Source organism: Streptomyces sp. NBC_01478 (assembly GCF_036227225.1).
GTDB lineage: Bacteria > Actinomycetota > Actinomycetes > Streptomycetales > Streptomycetaceae > Streptomyces.
Genome location: NZ_CP109444.1, coordinates 504,695 through 523,773 on the forward strand (window position 1 = coordinate 504,695; position 19,079 = coordinate 523,773).

Here is a 19,079-nt window from a genome sequence, read left to right on the forward strand (position 1 = left end):
AGAGAGGCCCCATGGGCTGCCTGGGGGCGGACCATGGGGCCTTTCGGCCCTCAGGAACCCGCCACACAGGCCTACCGCACGGGGCCTCTCGCGGTCGTGCTCAGTCGTCGGTGACCAGGGCCGTCAGGTCGAGGAGGCGGTTGGTGTAGCCCCATTCGTTGTCGTACCAGCCGAAGACCTTGACGAGGGTGCCGTGTGCCTGGGTCAGGGCGGGGTCGAAGATGCACGAGGAGGGGTCGCCGATGACGTCGCGGGAGACGATCGGGGCCTTCGACACCCGGAGGATGCCGTTGAGCGGGCCCTCGGCGGCCTCGTCGAAGACCGCGTTGACCTCCTCGGACGTCACCTCGCGCCGCAGCACGACCGCGAGGTCGGTGAGCGAGCCGTCCTCGACGGGCACGCGCACCGCGATGCCGTCCAGGGCACCGGCCAGCTCCGGCAGCACCAGGCCCACGGCGCGGGCGGCACCCGTGCTGGTGGGGATGATGCTCAGGGCCGCCGACCGGGCCCGGCGCAGGTCTTTGTGCGGGCCGTCCAGGAGGGACTGGTCGTTGGTGTAGCCGTGGATGGTGGTCATCATGCCGCGCTCGATGCCGAAGGTCTCGTGGAGGACTTTGACCATGGGGGCGACGCAGTTGGTGGTGCAGGAGGCGGCCGAGACGATGCGGTCGTGGTGGCGGTCGTAGGTCGTGTCGTTGACGCCCATGACGATGGTGGCGTCCGCGTTCTTGCCCGGGGCGGACAGCAGCACGGTGTGGGCGCCGGCCTTGAGGTGCAGGGCGGCGGAGTCGCGGTCGCGGAAGCGGCCGGTGGACTCGACGACGACGCTCGCGCCGTAGTCGGACCAGTGCAGGGCGGCCGGGTCGCGTTCGGCGCTGACGGCGATGCGCTTGCCGTCGACGGTGATCGAGCTGTCGTCGTGGCTGACCTCGCGTCCGATGCGGCCGAACGTGGAGTCGTACTCCAGGAGATGGGCGAGGGTGGCGGCCGGGGTGATGTCGTTGATCGCGACCACCTCGACGTCCTGGGTGCCCGCCTCCGCGCGGTCCAGTGCCGCGCGCAGATAGGTGCGGCCGATGCGGCCGAAGCCGTTGATGCCGACACGTACGGTCATGACGGTGAACTCCTTTACCGGGCGGGGGATGTACGGGAGCGGGTCAGGCGTTCCAGGTCCAGTCGGCGACTTCGGGCAGGTCGGTGCCGTGTTCGCGGATCCAGGCGTGGTGGCGGGTGCGGGCGTCGGCCATGGTCTGGCGTACGGCGGCGGCCCGTACGGCGAGGTGGGGGACGCGGTCGATGACGTCCATGACCAGGCGGTAGCGGTCGAGGTCGTTGCGGACGACCATGTCGAAGGGCGTGGGCGAGGGAGTAGCCGAGCTCACCGCCCTCGTGGATCGAGCCGGGGGTCTCCGGTGCCACATGGCTGGGCACGCCGCCGGGGAAGGAGAACTGCTTGAACAGCCGCTCCATGCCGGCCCCGTCGCGCGAGACGTCCGAGTAGGTGTCGCTGTAGCTGCCCTCCAGCCAGGAGTTGGCGAGCACGGACGGCCCGCCGTGGCCGGGGCCCCACACGCACAGCGCGTCCAGGCCGCGCGCCTTGATCACCCGGTTCAGGTGGGTGTAGACGAGGTTCAGGCCGGGCGAGGTTCCCCAGTGCCCGAGCAGCCGCGGCTTGATGTGCTCCGGCTTCAGGGGCTCGGTGAGCAGGGCGTTCGCCATCAGGTAGATCTGGCCCGCGGCAAGGTAGTTGGCAGCCCGCCAGTGCGCGTCCAGGGTGCGCAACTCCTCGTCGGAGAGCGCGGACAGGGCGGTCGCGTCCAGGTTTTCGGCCTTGTTCATCGGGGGTTCCGAAAGTCATCGGCATGGTTCAACGGGGGCGTTGGAGGCGGAACTACTGCGTCAGCATTCGGAGTTGGAGATGATCATGCTCACGCGTGCTCGGGCACGATGACGACCGGGCAGGCGGAGTGGTGCAGCACTCCGTGGGCCACGCGGCCCAGTTGGAGCCCGTAGTGCCCGGGGCGGCGCCTGGCTCCGACGATCAGGAGGTCGGCGTCGCGCGAGGCGTCCACCAGCACGGTCCGGGTGTGGCCCTCGACGACACGGCGGTGCGATTCGACGTCGGCGGGTACGTCCTGGAGCGCCGTTTCCAGCGCCTCGACCGCCTGTTGCTCGTGCAGCCGGGCGGGTTCTCCGGACATCAGCGGATGGTCGGTGGTCTCGTGCGCAGGCCAGCGCCAGGCCCGTACGACATCCACCGGCACCCCGCGTCGCCGTGCCTCGTCGAAGGCGAAGCGCACCGCCGCCGAGCCCGCCGGCTTCTCTCCGACGCCCACGACGACGCGGCCGTGCGTGCCGGTGCGGGCCTGGTTGTCGTGGTTGCCGCGGACGACGATCATCGGACACTGCGCGTGCCCGGCCACGATCAGGCTCACGGAACCCAGCAGCGCCTCGGCGAGACCGCTGCGGCCGCGGGTGCCCGTCACCAGCACCGAGGCGCTGCGGCTCTCGCGCACCAGCGCGTACTCGGGCTCCTCGGGCAGCACGTCGACGCTCACGTCGAGGTCCGGATGGCGGCGACGTGCCCGGCGTGCGGCGGTGTCGACGACGTCCTCGGCCAGCACCTGCTCGTCGGGCTTGGCGACGTCGTCGGCGATCGAGGTGCCTTCGTAGCGTTCCCACAGCGAGGCGTACACCAGCCGCAGCGGCAGTCCGCGCAACGCGGCCTCGTCGGCCGCCCAGTCCACGGCCCGCAGACTCGGCTCGGAGCCGTCGACGCCGACGACGATCGGCAGGGCCTTCGTCATCGCCCTCACCGCCCCGACGTGAGGTCGAAGACGATCCGGGCCTTGACCTCGCCGCCCAGCACCTCGTCGATGGACTCGTTGACGGTGTCCAGCGGCCGGGTCTCGGAGATGACCTCGGTCCGTCCGGCGGCGTGCAGTTGGAAGACCTCGGTGAGGTCCTGGCGGGTGCCGACGATCGAGCCGATCACCGAGGTGCCGTTCAGCACGGTGTCGAAGATCGGGACCTGGATGCTGCCGTGCGCGGGCAGGGCGACCATGACGAGCTTCCCGCCGCGCCGCAGACCCGAGTTGACGGCGGCGAACGCGCCCTCGTTCACCGCGAGCGCGATGGCCGCGTGCGCGCCGCCGTGCCGCTTGAGGACCTCGCCCACGTCGTCCTTGCGGGCGTCGATGACGAGGTCCGCGCCGAGCGCGGTGGCGAGTTCGAGCTTCTCGTCGGTGACGTCGATCGCGGCGACGGTGGCGCCGGCGATCTTCGCGTACTGCACCGCGAGGTGGCCGAGCCCGCCGACGCCGGAGATCGCGACGAGCTGCGAGGGCCGCACGCCGGCGACCTTGAGCGCCTTGTACGTGGTGACGCCCGCGCAGGTCAGCGGGGCGGCGTCGATGGCGCTGACGCCGTCGGGCACCGGCTGCGCGAAGTCCGCCCAGGCCAGCATCTGCTCCGCGTACCCGCCGTCGCAGCCGTAACCGGTGTTGACCTGCTGCTCGCACAGCGTCTCCCAGCCGGACAGGCAGTGCTCGCACCGCCCGCAGGCCCAGCCCAGCCACGGCACCGCCACCCGCTGTCCGAGGGCCAGGTGGGTGACGCCGTCGCCGAGCTCCTCGACCAGGCCGACGCCCTCGTGACCGGGCACGAACGGCGGGTTCGGCTTGACCGGCCAGTCGCCGCGGGCGGCGTGGATGTCGGTGTGGCACAGCCCCGACGCCTCGACGCGGACACGGACCTGCCCGGGGCCGGGCTCGGGATCGGGACGCTCCTCGATGACCAGGGGTTCACCGAAGGCCCGGACAACTGCTGCCTTCATGACTGCTGCTCCTCAGGGGGACGGGGGTGGATCAGTCGGTCGTGGGTCAGTCGGTCGTGGGTCAGTCGTGGGCGACGACCGCCACGGGGGCGGTGGAGTGGTGCAGGACGCCGTGCGCGACCGGGCCGATGTGCGCGCCGAGCCCGCCACGGCGGATCCGGCGGCCGATCACCACCAGACACGCCTCACGGGAGGCGTCCACCAGGTGGTCGGCGGCACTGCCCACGCGGGGCTCCAGCACGACCTCGATCGCGGGGTGCTTCCGGCGCCAGGGTCGCAGCGCCTCGGTGAGGGCCGCGGCCTCCTCGCGGAACAGCCCGTCGTTCAGACCCGAGTCGAACGCGAGACCGTAGGCGAAGTACGGCGGCAGACTCCAGCCGTAGACGACCCGCAGCGCGGTGCCGCGCCGGGCGGCCTCGGCGAACGCGAACTCGATCACCGCATCGGCCGGAGCGCCCGCATCGACGCCCAGCACCACCGGCCGGGACACAGTGGCGGACGCCGGGCTCGTCCCGTCCGCGGCGACGGTCTGCTCGCCGGCCCGGACCAGGACCACCGGCAGCTCGGCGTGCGCGACCACGGCAAGCCCGACCGAACCGACCAGGAACCCGCCGACCCCGCTCAGCCCACGCGAGCCCAGGACCAGCAGCTCGGCGCCCTTCGCCGCATCCACCAGCGCATCCGCGGGCGAGCCGGTCACCTGCTCCTCGGTCACGTCCAGGCCGGGATGGCGCAGGCGCAGGCCCTCGCCCGCCTCGCGCGGAATCCGCTCGCTCCAGTGCTGCTGCGTCTCCGCACCCAGCAGAGGGGCCTGAGCCATGGGTACCGGCACGGGCTCCCAGACGTGGACGATCTTCAGCGGCAGGCCGAGCAGTCGTGCCTCACGGGCCGCCCATTCCGCGGCGGCTCGGCTTTCGGGCGAACCATCGAGACCTGCGACAACAGTGCGGACCATGACTCTTCCTCCTGAACGGATGTCTGATTCCAGCTTCGTGGCGTAGGGGTTCCCGCAGCAGGGGCCGCAGGTCCCCGACAGGGGCCGTTCGGCCCAACGGGCAGCCGCATGGCGGGCCCCTCACGAGGGCCCGCCATGTCTGCTGTGGTCAGCGCAGCCAGTTGTGGTCGCGGACGATCGGGAGCTTCGCCCAGACCTTGCCGAGGCCCCAGGTCGCGCCGGCGCCCGCCGCCGCGAGGGCGACGATGACGACGGCGTAGATCAGGTGGTAGTCGACGAACGGGTTCGGCGACATGCTCAGCGTGCCGTCGGAGAGGTGCTTGGCCGGCGGCCACTCGGCGATCCACATCAGCGCCATCATCGCCGTGCCCGCCACCGCGGCCAGCCGCAGCGCGACACCGGAGACCAGCGCGACACCGATACCGAGCAGACCGAGCATGAACAGCCAGTTCGCCCAGCCCGCACCGGCCCAATCGTGGAACGTGGACTCCATCGGACCGGCCGCCACAGAGCTCAGGAAACCCTTCGTGGGCGAGCCGCCATCGATCCAGCCCTTGCCCGACGGAGTCGCGTAACCGAACCCGAACGTCTTGTCCAGGAACGCCCACAAGAAGACGAACCCGGTCAGCAGACGCAGAGACGCGAACGCGTAGGCACGCGCCGAAGTGGCCGTCGTAGCGGCTGCCGTCACGGCGCCGTCCGACGCCGAGCCGTTCCTGCGGAACGCGGGCAGGTGGAAGCCGGAGCTGCGGTGCGGGTGCTCGTGCACAGCCATGGTCGTGATCCTCTCGAGGTGTCGGGACGTTCCTTGCACCGCTCACTCTGGTGCGGCGGGACGTCCGTCACCTGATGCCGTTGGTCCACCGGTGGCAGGCTGAACGGCCCCTTCCACAGGGCTGGTTGGGCCTCCCAGACGGCCTCCGGGACAAGGGTGCAAAGACCGACCGAATGTCGTACACGCCCGACACTTGAGGTCATCAAGGTGTTGCTGACGTCCACTGCCGACGATCCGGCGTGGGGGCCGAAGATCTGCGAGGAGGCCGGCCTCGGGTCCGGGACCGTCTATCCCATCCTTGAGCGACTGGTCGACGCCGGGTGGGCGACTCGGTATGCGGAAACGAGCGAGCACCCGGGACGGCCGAAGCGGTACTACTACGAGCTCACCGCCGTCGGTCAGCAAGCGGCCCACCAGGCCAAGGAGCGGAAGCCTCGACCTCGAGGCCACTACGAGCACACATACCCGGAACGCCCGGGCATGCCTTCGGACCCTGGACTTCGCTTCCTTCGTCGCCGGAGAGCGCCGGTCACACCTCCGGGAAGAATGGGCCGCGGTCCTGGCCGGCGATCCCGGGAACGGCATCGTCCTCTCTCCACCGCAGGCTGCGCTACGCCGTCGGCTTCCTCTGGGCGGCGCTCCGTATGCGGCTCCGCGACCTCACCGCTCCCCTGTGCCGGGTGCGGCATCGCCCTTCGGCTGTTCGTCGGCCGCCTCCGCAGAATCCGCGGCATCGAACTCGCGTCGGCATTGGGCGACTCCGGCGACCGTTGGCGCCCCCACCACGACGCGGGCAAAAGTCGAGGACTTCGGCGTGCCGCCGACCTCGGTACGGGTGGCCGACGCAGCAAGTCCAACGACGTATTCCGCGCGGCCCCGCCCGACAGAGCAGACGTCGGCTTCGAGAACGTCCCCTCCTACGCCAAGGACCCCGCGAGCAACCGTCTGGAGTTCCTCCGGCCGCGGCAGACGGCCACGGGCACCTTGGCGAACAACCCCGCGACAGCGAGCGGGATCAGCGGGGAGAGCGCACGGCCCAGCCGGTTCCAGTCGCCCTGGTCCACCGGCACCCACGATCCCCACGGCTCCTTGGCCACTTTCACCGGCGCGCCGAAGACGGGCTCGGAGGAGAAGCCGGTCGCCGTGATCCGGCGTGTCCCGCCGCCGGAGGCCTGCGTCGGATCCACGAACCCCTTGCAGTCGAGGTCGGGATGACCGCCGCCCCGGGATGTCGTGGCCGGCGCGGACGCGTCGCAGTCCGTGACCCGCACGGTCAACTCGTTCCCCACCAGCCCCAGACGCCCGACGGCCGAGACGGCCATGTAGACGGCGATGCCGAAGAGGGAAAGGGCGATCACGCCGCAGACGACAGCCCCGAGGACCTGCTTCCGCCCCGTGCGCACCGTGGTCTGCGTCTGCTTGGTCACTGTCCGATCGTACGAACCCACCGCTGGGCCGCCGACAGCACCCCTGCGTTCCGACGGGCGACGAACCCGCAGGTCACCGGATGACGTCGGCGGCTGCGGGTGCCACCCTGCATGAACGCTGTGTCAGTGGTGAACGGGTGTCCGCCCGGTCGGCCGGTGCGTGCGGACCACCGGTGTGACCGGCGGCCGTTGCGGTGTCCGGTGGGCGCGCATCCGCAGCACCAGCGCGTCGAGTGCGGCGCTGACCACGACGGTGACTGCGGTCGCGATCACCAGCAGGACGGCGAACTGCCTCCAGAACTCCGGTGTCAAGGTCGTACCCACGGTGTCCACCCCCTCTGTGTGTCGAGCTCTGTCCGTCGAGTACTTCTCTCGTTTTCATCGAACCGCGAGAGACACGACGGCACAGGGTGCCGCAGGGCTCCCCCGGGGCGCCGGTCGGCCCGGTCTGCGGGCCGGGTGGCCCATGGCAGGGCGGGACCCACGGGCACACGCTGGAGGTGGTAGGTCCGCAAGATTCTCTGGAGGCACGCCATGAACGCTTCCCCCACCACGAGCATGCCGCGGGCCCTGCCCGTCGAGCACCGCGAGCGGCTGATGGAGCTCGCACGGGAGGTGTCGATCCCCCAGGGCACCCGGCTCTTCGAGGAAGGTGCCCGCGCCGACCGGTTCTGGATCATCCGCACCGGCACGATCGCCCTCGACATGCACGTTCCCGGCCGTCGCGCCGCCGTCATCGAATCGCTGGGACACAACGAACTCGTCGGCTGGTCCTGGCTGTTCGGCCCGCACGCCTGGCATCTGGGCGCCGAGGCCACGACACCGGTACGCGCCTGGGAGTTCGACGCAACGGTCGTACGGGCGGCATGCAAGGACGATCCCGCGTTCGGCATGAACATCGCCCAGTGGGTGGGCGACATCGTGGCCCACCGGCTCCGCTCGGCCCGCACCCGGCTGCTGGACCTGTACGCCCCGTACGGCAGCGGGAGCATGCGGTGACCTCGCCGACGGACCGCGACGAACGAGGAGTGACCATGCATGGATCACCGCACATCGTGCGCGACGTGATGACCCGTACCGTCGCCACTGTCGGCCGAGGGGCCGCTTTCAAGGACATCGTCCGCACGATGCAGGAGCGGAAGGTCAGTGCCCTGCCGGTACTCGACGCGGCGGAGCGGGTGATCGGGATCGTCTCGGAGGCCGATCTGCTGCCCAAGGAGGAGTTCCGCGACACCGACCCCGACCGGTACACGCAGTTGCGCCGGCTGCCCGACCTCGCGAAGGCCGGTTCGGTGACCGCGGGCGAGCTGATGACCGCGCCCGCCCTGACCGTGGGCCCGGGCGCGACGCTCGCGCAGGCCGCGCGGACCATGGCACGCGCCAAGGTCAAGCGGCTGCCCGTCGTCGACCACGCGGGTCGGCTGGAGGGCGTCGTCAGCCGTGCCGACCTGCTGAAGGTGTTCCTCCGGGACGACGAGGAGATCGCGGAGGAGGTACGCCGCGAGGTGGTGGCGTACCTGTTCCCCGGTCCGGCGTCGGCGGTGCGGGTCGAGGTACAGGACGGAGTCGTGCGGCTCGGCGGCCGGGTCCGGGACACGTCCCTGGTTCCCGTGGCCGCGCGGTTGGTGCGAGCCGTCGAAGGGGTCGTGGACGTGCAGTTCGGGCTCGACGAGCCCGACCGTCCCGCGTAGCGGGAGGTGCGCTCAGCCCATACGACGTTGCCCCGCCCGCCGACCGCGCTTGGCGGGGCAACGTCGTATCAGCCGGTCCTGCGCCCCCAGCGCGCCCCGGTCCGCTCCCACTCCTCACCCCACCGATCAGTGGCCTGCCGCTCCACTCGCAGCCGGATCAGCCGTCCGCCCGCGAGCACGAAAAGTCCGCCGGCCAGTCCGGCCCCCGTTCCGGCCAGCACCACGCGTGCCGTCGCCACGGCCGGGCTCGCGGGCTCGTCCACCAGGTGGCCGTGCCCGTCCGTCCACACCGGCACCGTGCCGCCGGCGGCGGTTCCGGCCTTCACGTCCGCCGTGGCGGTACGGACGGTGCCCTGCGCGTCGGTCCAGCGCACCTCCGCCCGCACGCGGTTGTAGTCGGCCGCGGCGCGCGCACCGCGTGGCACGGTGCGGAGCAGCACGGCGGCGGCCGGCCGGCGCTCCGCTCCGTCCTTCGCCTGGGCGTTCGCGACGGCCTGAGCGCCCGCCACTCCGGCGACGGCCCCTCCGGCCGTCGCGAACGCCCAGGCGGCAAGGACGATCCATGCCTCGACCACGTCGCTGTGCCGGCGCAGTTCGTTGCGCCGCCAGCGCCACCCCAGGACCTTCACGCGCTTGGTCTTCCGCATCGGTCACACCCCCTCACGGGCATCATGAAGACGAGAACAACAGGAAGGTCCCATCGGGTGGTCGCCGCCGGGAGGGGCCACCGGGCCGTCGCACGGGGGCCGGTCGGGACACGGCGCGAGGACCGGTTGGGCCGCTCGGCCCTAGAACTTCCGGGCCGGGCAGGTGATGATCGTGCTCACGGACGGCCCGCAGTCCGTTCACATTCCGGGGAACAAGGGGTCGAGATGGCCGAGGCACGCACCTTCACCGCGCAGGACCCGATCCGCGTCTTCCTGTTGGACGACCACGAGGTTGTGCGACGCGGCCTGTCCGACCTCCTGGACGCCGAGGAGGACATCTCGGTGGTCGGCGACGCCGAGAACGTCGAGCACGCCCTGGTACGAGCCCCGGCGGTCCGCCCGCACGTCGCCGTCCTGGACGTCCGCCTCCCCGACGGCGACGGCATCACCGTCTGCCGCGAACTCCGCGACCAGATGCCGGAGTTGGCCGTCCTCATGCTCACCTCGTTCGACGACGAGGACGCCCTGCTCGACGCCATCATGGCCGGCGCGTCCGGCTATGTCCTCAAGCAGATCAAGGGCTCCGACCTGGTGTCGGCGGTACGCACCGTCGCCTCCGGGCAGTCGATGCTCGACCCCGCGACGACGGCCCGCCTGATGCGCTCGCTGCGGGCCGAACCCACTCAAGCCCCGGAGCTCGCGCCGGAGTTGGCGAGCCTGTCCCCGCGCGAGCGGGAGATCCTCGCGCTGATCGGGGACGGGCTGACCAACCGCGAGATCGGCAAGAAGCTGTATCTGTCGGAGAAGACCGTCAAGAACCACATTTCCCGACTGCTCGCCAAACTGGGCGTCCAGCGCCGGGTGCAGGCCGCCGTACTCGCCTCGCATCTGGAGCAGCCCGAGTCCGGCGACCGTTCCGGCGCCTGAGCCGCGCGTCGGGACGTCCGGCGCGACCAGAGGCCGTACGGCCCCTCCCTCCGGCCCTCCCGGCGGCACCACGCTGGGCAGGAACAGCCAACAGCCCGGCCGCCTTTCGGGCGCGGGGCGGGGAGGAGACCCCATGTCCAGCACGGTTCTCGACGTCCCGACCCTGGAGACGCTGATCGCGGCGTCCGTCGCCGCGCCCTCGATCCACAACACCCAGCCCTGGCGCTTCCGGCTCGACCCGGACACGGTCACGCTGGAGATCAGGGCCGTCGCGGAACGCGGCCTGCGCCACACCGATCCGTCGGGACGCGCCCTGCACATCTCGGTCGGCTGCGCGCTGTTCAACCTGCGCGTCGCGGTCGCCCACTACGGCTGGGAGCCGGTGACCCGGCGGCTCCCCCGGCCCGACGAACCGGATCTGCTGGCCACCGTACGACTCGCCGGAACCACCCGGTTCTCGCCGGCACCGGAGTTGTACGACGCCTTGTGGCGCCGGCACAGCAGCCGCTTCCCGTTCTCCGACCGGCCGGTGCCCTCCGCCGTACTGACCGAACTCGCCGAAGCCGCCCACGCGGAAGGCGCCGTGCTGGACCTCCCCGATCCCTCGGAGACCGACCGGGTGCTGCGGCTGACCCGGGAGGCGGAACAGCGCAACACCACCGACTCGGACCGGGCCACGGAGAGCCGCCGCTGGGTCCACCCGCCCACCGCCGAATCCCTCGGCATGCCGCCGGAGGCGATCGGACCGCAGGACTTCCGGGAACAGATCCCGATGCGGGACTTCAGCTCCCGCCGACACCCCATGACACTCGTCGCCCGCCCCTTCGAGAAACGGCCCTCCATCGCCGTCCTGTCCACCCTCCACGACCGCCGGACGGACTGGCTGCGCGCCGGCGAGGCACTCGAACGCGCCCTGCTGGTGGCCACCGCACACGGCGTACGGGCTTCCCTGCTCCACCAGGCGCTGGAGTGGCCCGACCTGCGCGAGCAACTCGCGGACAGCCGGCGTGCGCACGCCCAGATGGTGCTCCGACTCGGCTACGGCCCACAGGGGCCCACCACACCGCGCCGTACGGCGCGTCAGGTCCTGAGGGAAGACGCGCGGCTCGCCCGGCACGCCTGACGCCACGGCTACCCGGCCGGGTCCGGGGCCCGCACAACGCTGGTCAGCGGGGCCAGCACGCGCCATCCGACTCGCTCGTACAGGGCCCGGCCCTCCAGCGTCGAGCCCAGCACGCCGTCTACGGCCCCCTGTCCGGCAGCGGCACCGGCGAGCGCAGCCATCACCAGGCGCCCCAGACCGCGGCGCCGGTGGGCCGGGTCGGTCTCCACCTGGTCGACGACGGCGGTAGAACCGGTGACAGCGATCTGACCGCGCGCGGCGAAGGCGCCGTCCGCGGTGCGCACCAGGGCGCGGGTCACACCGGCCCGGCTCCAGGTGCGCAGCCGGTAGCCGTCCGGGACCTCGGCGTGGGAGGCGCCCAGCGGGGCGGACATCAGGAAGCTGGGACCACCCGACACGGACCAGCCGGAGGCCAGCCAAGGGGTGAGCGTCTCCGGTGGTACGAACGCCTTCAGCCAGACGCCCGGGGCGGTGGCGTCCTCGGTGATCTTGCGGACGGTCGCCTCGTCGACGGTGGTCAGGACGTGGCGCATGACGTGCCGGGGCAGGCCGACATCGATGGTGAACCCCCAGGCGCAGGGCGCCGGTTCGGCCGCGCCACGCGAAACGGCCCAACCTTCGACCCACGCTCCTACGGCTTCGGCCGTGTTCCTGAAAGACAAAACCCCTCCATACGTAAGCGATGAATCAGTACTACACCTATTACATCAGGAGTGGAGGGCGACCTGCGAGAGCTTGTTGGCGACAAAGTGGGTGACAAGGTGGGTGACTCCCAAAAACGAGAGTGACCGGTGGAACGCCACGTGGCGTTCCACCGGTCACTGGTACCCGTGACCGTTCGCAAGGGTCAGCAGCGGACGAGGGCGACGGGGCAGTCCGCCTCGTGCAGCGCCACCTGGCAGACCGGGTCCAGCGGCAGGCGCGCGAACCGGAACCGGTCGCGTACCCCGACCACCAGGAGCCGGCTGTCCTCGCTGGCCTCGATGAGGCCCCGGCGGGACCGGCCGCGAAGCCTGCGGCAGCGCACGGCGACGTCCGGGTACTGCTCGCTCAGCGCGGACAGGGCGCCGGCCGGCGCGACGTCCTCGCCGTCCGCCGTCGCGGCATGGGCGGACCCACCGTTGGGACGCGCGGCGGAGATGTTCCGCATCTGCACGGCCACCAGGTCCACGCCGCGTGCGGAAGCCTCGGCGAAGGCGAATTCTGCGGCTGCCCGCAGCGTCGCCGTGCCGTGGGCCACGAGCAGCACCGGGCCGACCGGGTTCGGCCTGCCGCGCACCACCAGCAGGGGACCGGACACGCGCGCGGACAGGTGTCCGGCGAGCGAGCCGTTGCGCAGGGTGCCGTACCGCCGTGTGCCATTGATTCCGACGACGGTCAGTGACGCGGTGCGCGACTCGCCCTCCAGCACGGTCCCGGGTTCGCCGACGAGGACTTCGCGCGCGATCCGCACGCCCGGTGCGGCGCTGCGGGCGCACCGCTCGGCCTCGGCCATCGCGTCCTTCGACGCGTGCCCGGCGGTCCGGCCCATCTCCCACGAAGGAATGCCGGACCACCCGTCTCCGGCCGGCCAGCCGACGGCCTGTGTCAGCTCCAGGCCGACTCCGAGCCGCTCGGCCTCACGCGCGGCGGCTTCCACCACCGCCAGATTCGACCGCGAACCGTCCACTCCCACGACCACCGGGCCACTCATCACAGTCCACCCTTCTCCAGGCACCCTCCCTGGATGGAGGAAGCGCTCCGCTGGACTCCAGACTCGTGCGGCCGACCGCACACCCACAGGGGCCGGACGGACCCCGTCGCCCCACCGACCGGCCCCCGTGTCCGTCGGACCCGCCGGTTCTTCGGACGGCACGGCGACCAGTCCACAACGCCGAAGGGCGGGGCGACGGACGGCCTGTGCCGTCGATCGTCGTCCCGCCCTCGGCCTCAGTGTTCGGTGAGCCTGGAACCGTCCGTGCGCAGGACGGCCAGTCGGTTGCGGTACTCCTCCTCGTCGATCTCCCCGTGGGCGAACCGGTCGGCGAGCACCTGCTCGGGCGGAGGCGACCCGAGGGGTTGCGGACGCTGAGAGGTATGGCTCAGGTTGCGGATGAGCAGGACGGCGACGGTCACGAGCAGGGCCCACAGCAGGACCGAGCCGATCGACATCGCGAACCAGTCCCAGCCGCTCATGTCGTGGTGGTTCCAGTACGTCATCACGGTGATCACATCCTCAGTCGTGCGGGACCACGGCGACCGGGCAGTCGACGTGATGGATGGCGGCGTGGGTCACGGGGCCGGTGCGGCGGCCGACCGGTCGCTGGGCGACGCGATGGCCGACGACGAGCAGACCCGCTCCGGAGGCGGCCCGGATCAGCGCGGTCTGGGGCCGGTCCTTCGTCACCGTGGCGACGACCTCGACGTCGGGATGCTTGTCGCGCCACAGTCGCAGCGCGCCGGTCAGGAGGTGCCGCCGCTCCTCGGCCCGACGCGGGTCGTCGAGCAGGTCGATCTCGCCGGGGCCGAGCCCGAGCACGGGTGTCTGCCAGGCGTGGACGACACGGAGCCGCGCGCCGCGCAGCCGGGCCGCCTCGAAGGCGAACTCGATCTCGGCGTCGCCCGGTACGTCCAGGCCGACGGCCAACACGACGTCCCGGTACCCGGTCCGCGGGCCGGCGCTGTTGTACTCGGTCGGCAGGAGCTCGTCGGCTGCCGTCTCGCCTGCCCGGACGAGAACCACGGGGCGGGTGGCACGGGCCACCACGCCTTGCGCGACCGAGCCCACCAGGAACCCGGTGAACCCGCTCAGGCCGCGCGAGCCCAGCACCAGCAGTTCGGCATCCTCGGCCGCCTTCAGCAGCTCCGCGATCGCGGGACCCTCCACCAGCTCGTTGACCAGGCGCACGTCCGGACACACCGCCCGGACCCGATCCTGTGCCTGCCGCAGGGCGCTCCGCGCCACATGCCGCTGGACCGCGCTCTCGGACTCTTCCTCCGCCGGACGCGGATGCCGGTCCCACACGTGCACGAGCCGCAACGGCAGGCCGCGGCGCAGCGCTTCGCGCGCCGCCCATTCGGCTGCGGTCAGGCTCTCCACGGATCCGTCCACTCCGGCCATGACGGACGCAAGCATGATCCGCACCTCCCCTTACTCGGTGTGTTCCTCGATGCCAGCGTCGTTCCTGGCCTGCCCCGTGCGGGAGGGGCCTCCGGGGCCTCGTACGGGGCCATCCGGCCCCATGTCGCCGTCGTCGGGGGTCAGTTCGGGAGGCGGAGCCGGCACGAGTCGCCGGGCTGGACGCGGAAGGTCCGGTCGGGCAGCCGTACGTCGATCGCGGAGCGGTCCGAGGACGGTACGGCGATCTCCAGCCGCCCGTGGGCCAATCGCAGCCGCACGCCCCAGTGGCCCCGGTAGCGGAGGTCGAACCCGTACTCGGACAGCTCCGGCAGCGGCACGGGATCCAGCCAGAGGGCGTCGTCGCGGGTGTCGAGGCCGGTCAGGCCACGCTGGACGAGGTCGAGGGTGCCGGCCATGGCACCGAGGTGGATGCCCTCACCGGTGGTGCCTCCCTGGAGGTCGGCGATGTCACCCCGCAGCGCCTCCTGGCAGTACGTCCAGGCCTCGGAGCGCCGGGCCCGGGCCAGCACCCAGCCGTGGACCAGCCCGCTCAGGGTGGAGCCGTGGCTGGTGCGGGACAGGTAGTGGTCGACGGTGCGCCGCCACGTGTCCTCGTCCAGCCGATGGCCCAACCTGCCGAGGATCTCCCGGAGTTCGGCCGGTCCGAAGAGGTAGCCGAGCATCAGGACGTCCGCCTGTTTGGAGGCCCGGTAGCGGTTGACGGTGTCGCCCTCCGCCTCCAGGATCCGGTCCAGGCGGCGGATGTCCCCGTACCGCTCGCGGTAGCCGTCCCAGTCGAGCTCGACGAGGTCGCCGTAGCCCTCGAACTGGCTGATGACGCCGTCGTGGAAGGGCACGTGGAGCGTGCGGGACACGTCCTCCCACTGTTCGAGTTCGCCGTCGTCCAGGCCGGTGCGCTCGACGAGTTCGCGTCGGCGCGGCTCGGGCAGCGAGCGCAGCAGTTCGAGGGTCCGGGTCAGAACCCAGGCGGCCGTGACGTTGGTGTACGCGTTGTCGTCGAGGCCGGGCCCGGACGCGTCGGGGTAGGCGTCGTGGTATTCGTCCGGGCCGACCACGCCGCGGATGCGGTGGCGGCCCAACCGCTCGTCGTAGACGGCCGAGTCGGCCCAGAAGCGGGCGATCTGCAGGAGCATCTCGGCGCCCTTGGTGTGCAGGAACTCGGCGTCGCCGCTGGCCTGGCAGTACTGCCACACGTTGTACGCGATCGCCGAGCCCACGTGGTGCTGGAGGTGTGAGTGGTCGGGCAGCCACCGTCCCGAACGGGGGTTGAGGTGCAGCCGTTGGGTCTCCTCACGTCCGTCGCTGCCGCTCTGCCACGGGTAGAGGGCACCTGCCCTGCCCGCTTCCCGGGCGGCGGTGCAGGCCTGTTCGAGGCGGCGGTGGCGGTAGCGGAGAAGTGCGCGGGAGACCTCCGGGAAGTGCAGGTTGAGGTAGGGCAGGACGAACAGTTCGTCCCAGAAGACATGGCCGCGGTAGGCCTCGCCGTGCAGTCCCCGGGCCGGTACCCCGACGTCGAGGTCGGCGGTGTGCGGGGACAGGGTCTGCAGGACGTGGAAGAGGTGCAGTCGCAGGATGTGGCCGGCTTCCCCGGGGACGTCCAGTGCGGCCCGGCGCCAGAGCTGGTCCCAGGCGGTGAGGTGCGAGTCGAGCAGCGCGTCGAAGCCGGGCGCCCTGCCCACCCGGGCGAGAACTGCGTAGAGGGGGTCGCTGATCGCGGGGTCGCGCGAGGTGTGCAGGGCGACGGTCTTGTCGACGGTGACGGTGCGGCCGGGGGTCAGGGCGAGGCGGGTCCGCTGGGTGACCCGGGGGCCGTCGTGCCGGATGGTGGCGGAAGCGTCGGCGGTCAGCCGGGAGGCCATGGCGATACGGATGTCCGAGGTGCGGGTACGGCAGCGCAGCCACACCGTGTCGGCGGTGTCGGTGCCGGTGTGCACATGGGTCACGTGACGGCCGTCCAGATCCCGGTACCGCGACACCCCGGCGTTGGTGACATCGCCGTCGAGCGCCGCCTCGACCTCCAGTTCACCGGCGAAGCCCTCGGCCGTGAACTCGGTGCGCAGCGCGGCCAGATGAGGATCGGCCATGTGCACCAGCCGTTGCTGACGCACCGTCAGCTCTCGACCCGCGCCGAGTCCGTAGCGGGTGCGCCGCTCCAGCAGACCGGAGTCGAGGTGCAGGATCTGGTGATGGCCGAGCACGGTCGCGGTGTCGGGGGTGAGCCACTGCTCCTCGTGGAGGCGGAAGCGCAGGGGCAGCCAGTTCGGCACGTTGACCATGTCCTCGTTCTCGACCTGGCGGCCTGCCGCACTGGAGGTGAGCCGGTTGTAGCAGCCGGCCACATACGTTCCCGGGTAGTGCACCTCGTCCGCCGCGCACTCGGGCAGCGCGCCCCGCGTGGCGAAGCATCCGTTGCCCAGCGTGCACAGCGACTCCCTGAGCCGCTCGTCGGCAGCCACGTACCCCTCGTACTCCCAGGTCCAGCCGGTCACTTGGGGCTCCTCACGCCAGTGGTCCGTCGGGATCCGTCATCAGGATCCACCGGACAGCGGCACGACCGCGACCGGGCACTTCGCGTGGTGCACCAGGGCCTGCGCGATCCGGCCCGGCCGGAGGCCGAGGGGGCGACGCCCGCGCCGGGCTCCGACGACCACGAGGTCGGCGGCGGCCGACCGTTTCACCATCTGACTGCGGGCCGAGCCCTCGACCGTCGTGGTGCGGACCCGGACCCGTGGATGGTCGAGCACGGCGTCGCGCAGCAGGGTGTCCAGCAGAGCGGAGGCATGGGCCTCGTGACGGCGGGCCGATTCCGGCGCCTGCCGGGAGCGATCGGCGGTCCTGCGCGCGGGACGCTTCCAGGCGCGCACGATGTCGAGAGTGCAGCCACGTGCCTCCGCCTCACGGAAGGCGAACCGCACGGCTTCCCCGCCGGTGCCAGGGTCCCCGGCGCCGAGCAGAACGCGTTCGTGGCGACCGGCCAGACCCGCGTCGTCACCGCGGACCACCATCACCGGGCAGTGGGCACGGACGGCCAGAGCCGGTCCGACCGAGCCGAGGAGCAGCCCGGTCAGCTCACCTAGGCCACGCACACCGATCACCAGGGCCGAGGCGTGACGGCTCTCTTCCAGCAGCACGGGCAGCGCGTCCCCAGGGACGGCCTCGGCATCGACCTGCACATCCGCATCGCGCCGCCGGGCCCGGGCCGCCGCGCCGGTGACGACGTCCTCGACCGGAACCCGCTCGGACGGCGGCTCGGGACCGCCGGTCAGAGCGGGGGCAGCGTGGTCGCGTTCCGGAACGAAGGCGTGCACCAGCCGTAGCGACAGGCCGAGCCGGGCGGCCTCGTCGACCGCCCAGTCGACCGCGAGCACGCTCGGGGCAGATCCGTCGACACCCACGACCAGGGGCAGCTCCATCGCGCCCACCGCCTTTCACCCGGACCACGGCGTCCTGCATCGCAGGGCGCCACCCGTCACCCTCGCACTCGCCACCGTCCGGGACGAGGGCCACCCGGCCCCGACACCTGCCCGCTCAGCCCCTGGGCCGCCGGGCACCGGAGCGGAACGCTCACGGTAACGCCGGAGAAAGAATGGCCTGGCTCCCGCGGAGAAGGCCTCCGGAGCGCCGCGCGTCCAACTGAAGGAGACGGTCATGGTTCCTCTCATTCTGATCGGCGCGACCGTACTGGGTGGCTGCCTGATCTTCGGCTACAGCTCGTTCGTCGTCGGCTTCCTGCTGATGGCGGCGGGAGTCATCGGGCTCATCACGTTCATGAGCACCCGGGGCGCTGTCCTGCGGCCGGGCGAGCGCGAGGCCGTCATCGAGGAACGGCACTACATCGGCAAGCACGACGACCACCGGAACTACCGGAGTTGACCGCACCAGCCCCGAAAGGATCGTTCGCCATGAATGAAGCGACGCCCGCGGTCCACCCCGCCCGGTTGACCGCGGACCTCGATCCGTCCCTGTCACGCTGGCTGTGGCTGGTGAAGTGGCTGCTCGCCGTCCCCCACTACGTCGTCCTGTTCTTCCTGTGGGTGGCGTTCGTGGGGACGAGCGTGGTGGCCTTCTTCTCGATTCTGTTCACCGGCCGCTACCCGCGCCCGCTGTTCGACTTCAACACCGGTGTACTGCGCTGGAGTTGGCGCGTGGCGTACTACGCGTACGGCGCCCTGGGCACCGACCGCTACCCGCCCTTCGCCCTCGCCGACGTGCCCGACTACCCGACGCACTGGGACGTTGCGTACCCGGAGCAGATGTCCCGCGGTCTGGTCCTGGTGAAGTGGTGGCTCCTGGCCGTTCCGCACTATCTGATCCTGGCGTTCCTGCTCGGCGGGCTGAAGGTGCCCTGGGCCTCCGGCGGCCTCATCGCGCTGCTCGCCGTGTTCGCCGGGGTCTCGCTGGCCGCCACCGGGCGCTACCCGCGCGGTCTGTTCGACCTGGTGATCGGGCTCAACCGGTGGGTGCTGCGCGTGGTCGCCTACGCGGCGCTCCTCACCGACGTCTACCCGCCGTTCCGGCTCGACCAGGGAGGTGACGAACCCGGAGTCGCGTCCTGAGCACGACACCCGTCCGGGCCCG

General features: G+C 71.6%; 20 protein-coding genes and 2 pseudogenes. 7 read left to right on the plus strand and 15 right to left on the minus strand.

Going from position 1 to position 19,079, the window contains the following annotated elements; genetic code table 11:
* Positions 1-100 precede the first annotated feature (100 nt).
* From gap to OG223_RS02160, 6 genes and pseudogenes are all read right to left on the minus strand, one after another.
* Positions 101-1,114, minus strand: a complete 1,014-nt coding sequence (gap, locus tag OG223_RS02135) for a type I glyceraldehyde-3-phosphate dehydrogenase (protein WP_329241481.1) — start codon at positions 1,112-1,114, stop codon at positions 101-103.
* A gap of 239 nt (positions 1,115-1,353) precedes the next feature.
* Positions 1,354-1,839, minus strand: a pseudogene (locus OG223_RS02140) (phosphoketolase); the annotation flags it as partial.
* 89 nt (positions 1,840-1,928) lie between these two features.
* Positions 1,929-2,807 (minus strand): universal stress protein, encoded by an 879-nt coding sequence (locus tag OG223_RS02145; RefSeq protein ID WP_329241483.1) that lies wholly within the window; start codon positions 2,805-2,807, stop codon positions 1,929-1,931.
* A gap of 5 nt (positions 2,808-2,812) precedes the next feature.
* Complete coding sequence (locus tag OG223_RS02150; RefSeq protein ID WP_329241485.1) at positions 2,813-3,835, minus strand: zinc-dependent alcohol dehydrogenase; 1,023 nt, start codon at positions 3,833-3,835, stop codon at positions 2,813-2,815.
* 61 nt (positions 3,836-3,896) lie between these two features.
* A complete protein-coding gene (locus OG223_RS02155; protein WP_329241488.1) occupies positions 3,897-4,790 on the minus strand; it encodes a universal stress protein in 894 nt (297 codons plus the stop codon).
* Between the two features lie 148 nt (positions 4,791-4,938).
* Positions 4,939-5,565 carry a DoxX family membrane protein gene (locus OG223_RS02160; RefSeq protein WP_329241489.1) on the minus strand — a complete coding sequence of 209 codons (627 nt, stop codon included), beginning with the start codon at positions 5,563-5,565 and terminating at the stop codon, positions 4,939-4,941.
* Positions 5,566-5,772: 207 nt separating this feature from the next.
* Between OG223_RS02160 and OG223_RS02165 the strand changes: the two are divergent.
* A pseudogene (locus OG223_RS02165) lies at positions 5,773-5,967 on the plus strand (PadR family transcriptional regulator); the annotation flags it as partial.
* Positions 5,968-6,482: 515 nt separating this feature from the next.
* Here OG223_RS02165 and OG223_RS02170 read toward each other — a convergent pair.
* On the minus strand, positions 6,483-6,992 hold the full coding sequence (locus OG223_RS02170) for a hypothetical protein (RefSeq protein ID WP_329265919.1): 510 nt from the start codon (positions 6,990-6,992) through the stop codon (positions 6,483-6,485).
* A 123-nt stretch (positions 6,993-7,115) separates the two neighbouring features.
* Positions 7,116-7,316: a hypothetical protein gene (locus OG223_RS02175; RefSeq protein WP_329241492.1), complete on the minus strand. Its 201-nt coding sequence runs from the start codon at positions 7,314-7,316 to the stop codon at positions 7,116-7,118.
* Between the two features lie 210 nt (positions 7,317-7,526).
* On the opposite strand from OG223_RS02175, the gene OG223_RS02180 reads away from it, so the two are divergent.
* The gene (locus OG223_RS02180) at positions 7,527-7,991 is read left to right on the plus strand and encodes a Crp/Fnr family transcriptional regulator (protein ID WP_329241495.1); all 465 of its coding nucleotides are present in this window, start codon (positions 7,527-7,529) and stop codon (positions 7,989-7,991) included.
* Positions 7,992-8,026: 35 nt separating this feature from the next.
* Positions 8,027-8,683 (plus strand): CBS domain-containing protein, encoded by a 657-nt coding sequence (locus OG223_RS02185; protein WP_329241498.1) that lies wholly within the window; start codon positions 8,027-8,029, stop codon positions 8,681-8,683.
* 68 nt (positions 8,684-8,751) lie between these two features.
* Here the strand turns inward: OG223_RS02185 and OG223_RS02190 are convergent, their stop codons facing one another.
* Complete coding sequence (locus OG223_RS02190; RefSeq protein ID WP_329241501.1) at positions 8,752-9,330, minus strand: Rv1733c family protein; 579 nt, start codon at positions 9,328-9,330, stop codon at positions 8,752-8,754.
* A gap of 225 nt (positions 9,331-9,555) precedes the next feature.
* On the opposite strand from OG223_RS02190, the gene OG223_RS02195 reads away from it, so the two are divergent.
* A complete protein-coding gene (locus tag OG223_RS02195; RefSeq protein WP_329241502.1) occupies positions 9,556-10,257 on the plus strand; it encodes a response regulator transcription factor in 702 nt (233 codons plus the stop codon).
* 133 nt (positions 10,258-10,390) lie between these two features.
* Positions 10,391-11,380: an Acg family FMN-binding oxidoreductase gene (locus OG223_RS02200; RefSeq protein WP_329241505.1), complete on the plus strand. Its 990-nt coding sequence runs from the start codon at positions 10,391-10,393 to the stop codon at positions 11,378-11,380.
* Between the two features lie 8 nt (positions 11,381-11,388).
* Here OG223_RS02200 and OG223_RS02205 read toward each other — a convergent pair whose 3' ends face one another.
* From OG223_RS02205 to OG223_RS02230, 6 genes are all read right to left on the minus strand, one after another.
* Entirely contained in the window at positions 11,389-12,042 is a 654-nt protein-coding gene (locus OG223_RS02205; RefSeq protein WP_329241508.1) for a GNAT family N-acetyltransferase, read from the minus strand.
* 185 nt (positions 12,043-12,227) lie between these two features.
* Positions 12,228-13,073 (minus strand): universal stress protein, encoded by an 846-nt coding sequence (locus tag OG223_RS02210; protein ID WP_329241511.1) that lies wholly within the window; start codon positions 13,071-13,073, stop codon positions 12,228-12,230.
* 236 nt (positions 13,074-13,309) lie between these two features.
* Positions 13,310-13,579, minus strand: a complete 270-nt coding sequence (locus OG223_RS02215) for an SHOCT domain-containing protein (RefSeq protein ID WP_329241513.1) — start codon at positions 13,577-13,579, stop codon at positions 13,310-13,312.
* A gap of 16 nt (positions 13,580-13,595) precedes the next feature.
* Positions 13,596-14,495 (minus strand): universal stress protein, encoded by a 900-nt coding sequence (locus tag OG223_RS02220; protein ID WP_329241516.1) that lies wholly within the window; start codon positions 14,493-14,495, stop codon positions 13,596-13,598.
* Positions 14,496-14,620: 125 nt separating this feature from the next.
* Complete coding sequence (locus OG223_RS02225) at positions 14,621-16,990, minus strand: glycoside hydrolase family 65 protein (protein ID WP_329241519.1); 2,370 nt, start codon at positions 16,988-16,990, stop codon at positions 14,621-14,623.
* Between the two features lie 39 nt (positions 16,991-17,029).
* On the minus strand, positions 17,030-17,914 hold the full coding sequence (locus OG223_RS02230; RefSeq protein ID WP_329241521.1) for a universal stress protein: 885 nt from the start codon (positions 17,912-17,914) through the stop codon (positions 17,030-17,032).
* Positions 17,915-18,149: 235 nt separating this feature from the next.
* Here OG223_RS02230 and OG223_RS02235 point away from each other — a divergent pair, with 235 nt between their 5' ends.
* Both OG223_RS02235 and OG223_RS02240 read left to right on the plus strand, forming a co-directional pair.
* On the plus strand, positions 18,150-18,374 hold the full coding sequence (locus OG223_RS02235) for a hypothetical protein (RefSeq protein ID WP_329241524.1): 225 nt from the start codon (positions 18,150-18,152) through the stop codon (positions 18,372-18,374).
* 29 nt (positions 18,375-18,403) lie between these two features.
* On the plus strand, positions 18,404-19,057 hold the full coding sequence (locus tag OG223_RS02240; protein WP_329241528.1) for a DUF4389 domain-containing protein: 654 nt from the start codon (positions 18,404-18,406) through the stop codon (positions 19,055-19,057).
* Positions 19,058-19,079: the final 22 nt, after the last annotated feature.

Excerpts from the sequence above, each read along its gene's own strand:
- OG223_RS02150 (WP_329241485.1), bottom strand. The coding sequence starts at position 3,835 with ATGAAGGCAGCAGTTGTCCGGGCCTTCGGTGAACCCCTGGTCATCGAG.
- OG223_RS02215 (WP_329241513.1), bottom strand. The coding sequence starts at position 13,579 with ATGACGTACTGGAACCACCACGACATGAGCGGCTGGGACTGGTTCGCG.
- OG223_RS02200 (WP_329241505.1), top strand. The coding sequence starts at position 10,391 with ATGTCCAGCACGGTTCTCGACGTCCCGACCCTGGAGACGCTGATCGCG.
- OG223_RS02220 (WP_329241516.1), bottom strand. The coding sequence starts at position 14,495 with ATGCTTGCGTCCGTCATGGCCGGAGTGGACGGATCCGTGGAGAGCCTG.
- OG223_RS02185 (WP_329241498.1), top strand. The coding sequence starts at position 8,027 with ATGCATGGATCACCGCACATCGTGCGCGACGTGATGACCCGTACCGTC.
- OG223_RS02190 (WP_329241501.1), bottom strand. The coding sequence starts at position 9,330 with ATGCGGAAGACCAAGCGCGTGAAGGTCCTGGGGTGGCGCTGGCGGCGC.
- OG223_RS02195 (WP_329241502.1), top strand. The coding sequence starts at position 9,556 with ATGGCCGAGGCACGCACCTTCACCGCGCAGGACCCGATCCGCGTCTTC.
- gap (WP_329241481.1), bottom strand. The coding sequence starts at position 1,114 with ATGACCGTACGTGTCGGCATCAACGGCTTCGGCCGCATCGGCCGCACC.
- OG223_RS02240 (WP_329241528.1), top strand. The coding sequence starts at position 18,404 with ATGAATGAAGCGACGCCCGCGGTCCACCCCGCCCGGTTGACCGCGGAC.
- OG223_RS02210 (WP_329241511.1), bottom strand. The coding sequence starts at position 13,073 with ATGAGTGGCCCGGTGGTCGTGGGAGTGGACGGTTCGCGGTCGAATCTG.
- OG223_RS02145 (WP_329241483.1), bottom strand. The coding sequence starts at position 2,807 with ATGACGAAGGCCCTGCCGATCGTCGTCGGCGTCGACGGCTCCGAGCCG.
- OG223_RS02160 (WP_329241489.1), bottom strand. The coding sequence starts at position 5,565 with ATGGCTGTGCACGAGCACCCGCACCGCAGCTCCGGCTTCCACCTGCCC.
- OG223_RS02230 (WP_329241521.1), bottom strand. The coding sequence starts at position 17,914 with ATGGAGCTGCCCCTGGTCGTGGGTGTCGACGGATCTGCCCCGAGCGTG.
- OG223_RS02155 (WP_329241488.1), bottom strand. The coding sequence starts at position 4,790 with ATGGTCCGCACTGTTGTCGCAGGTCTCGATGGTTCGCCCGAAAGCCGA.
- OG223_RS02180 (WP_329241495.1), top strand. The coding sequence starts at position 7,527 with ATGAACGCTTCCCCCACCACGAGCATGCCGCGGGCCCTGCCCGTCGAG.
- OG223_RS02235 (WP_329241524.1), top strand. The coding sequence starts at position 18,150 with ATGGTTCCTCTCATTCTGATCGGCGCGACCGTACTGGGTGGCTGCCTG.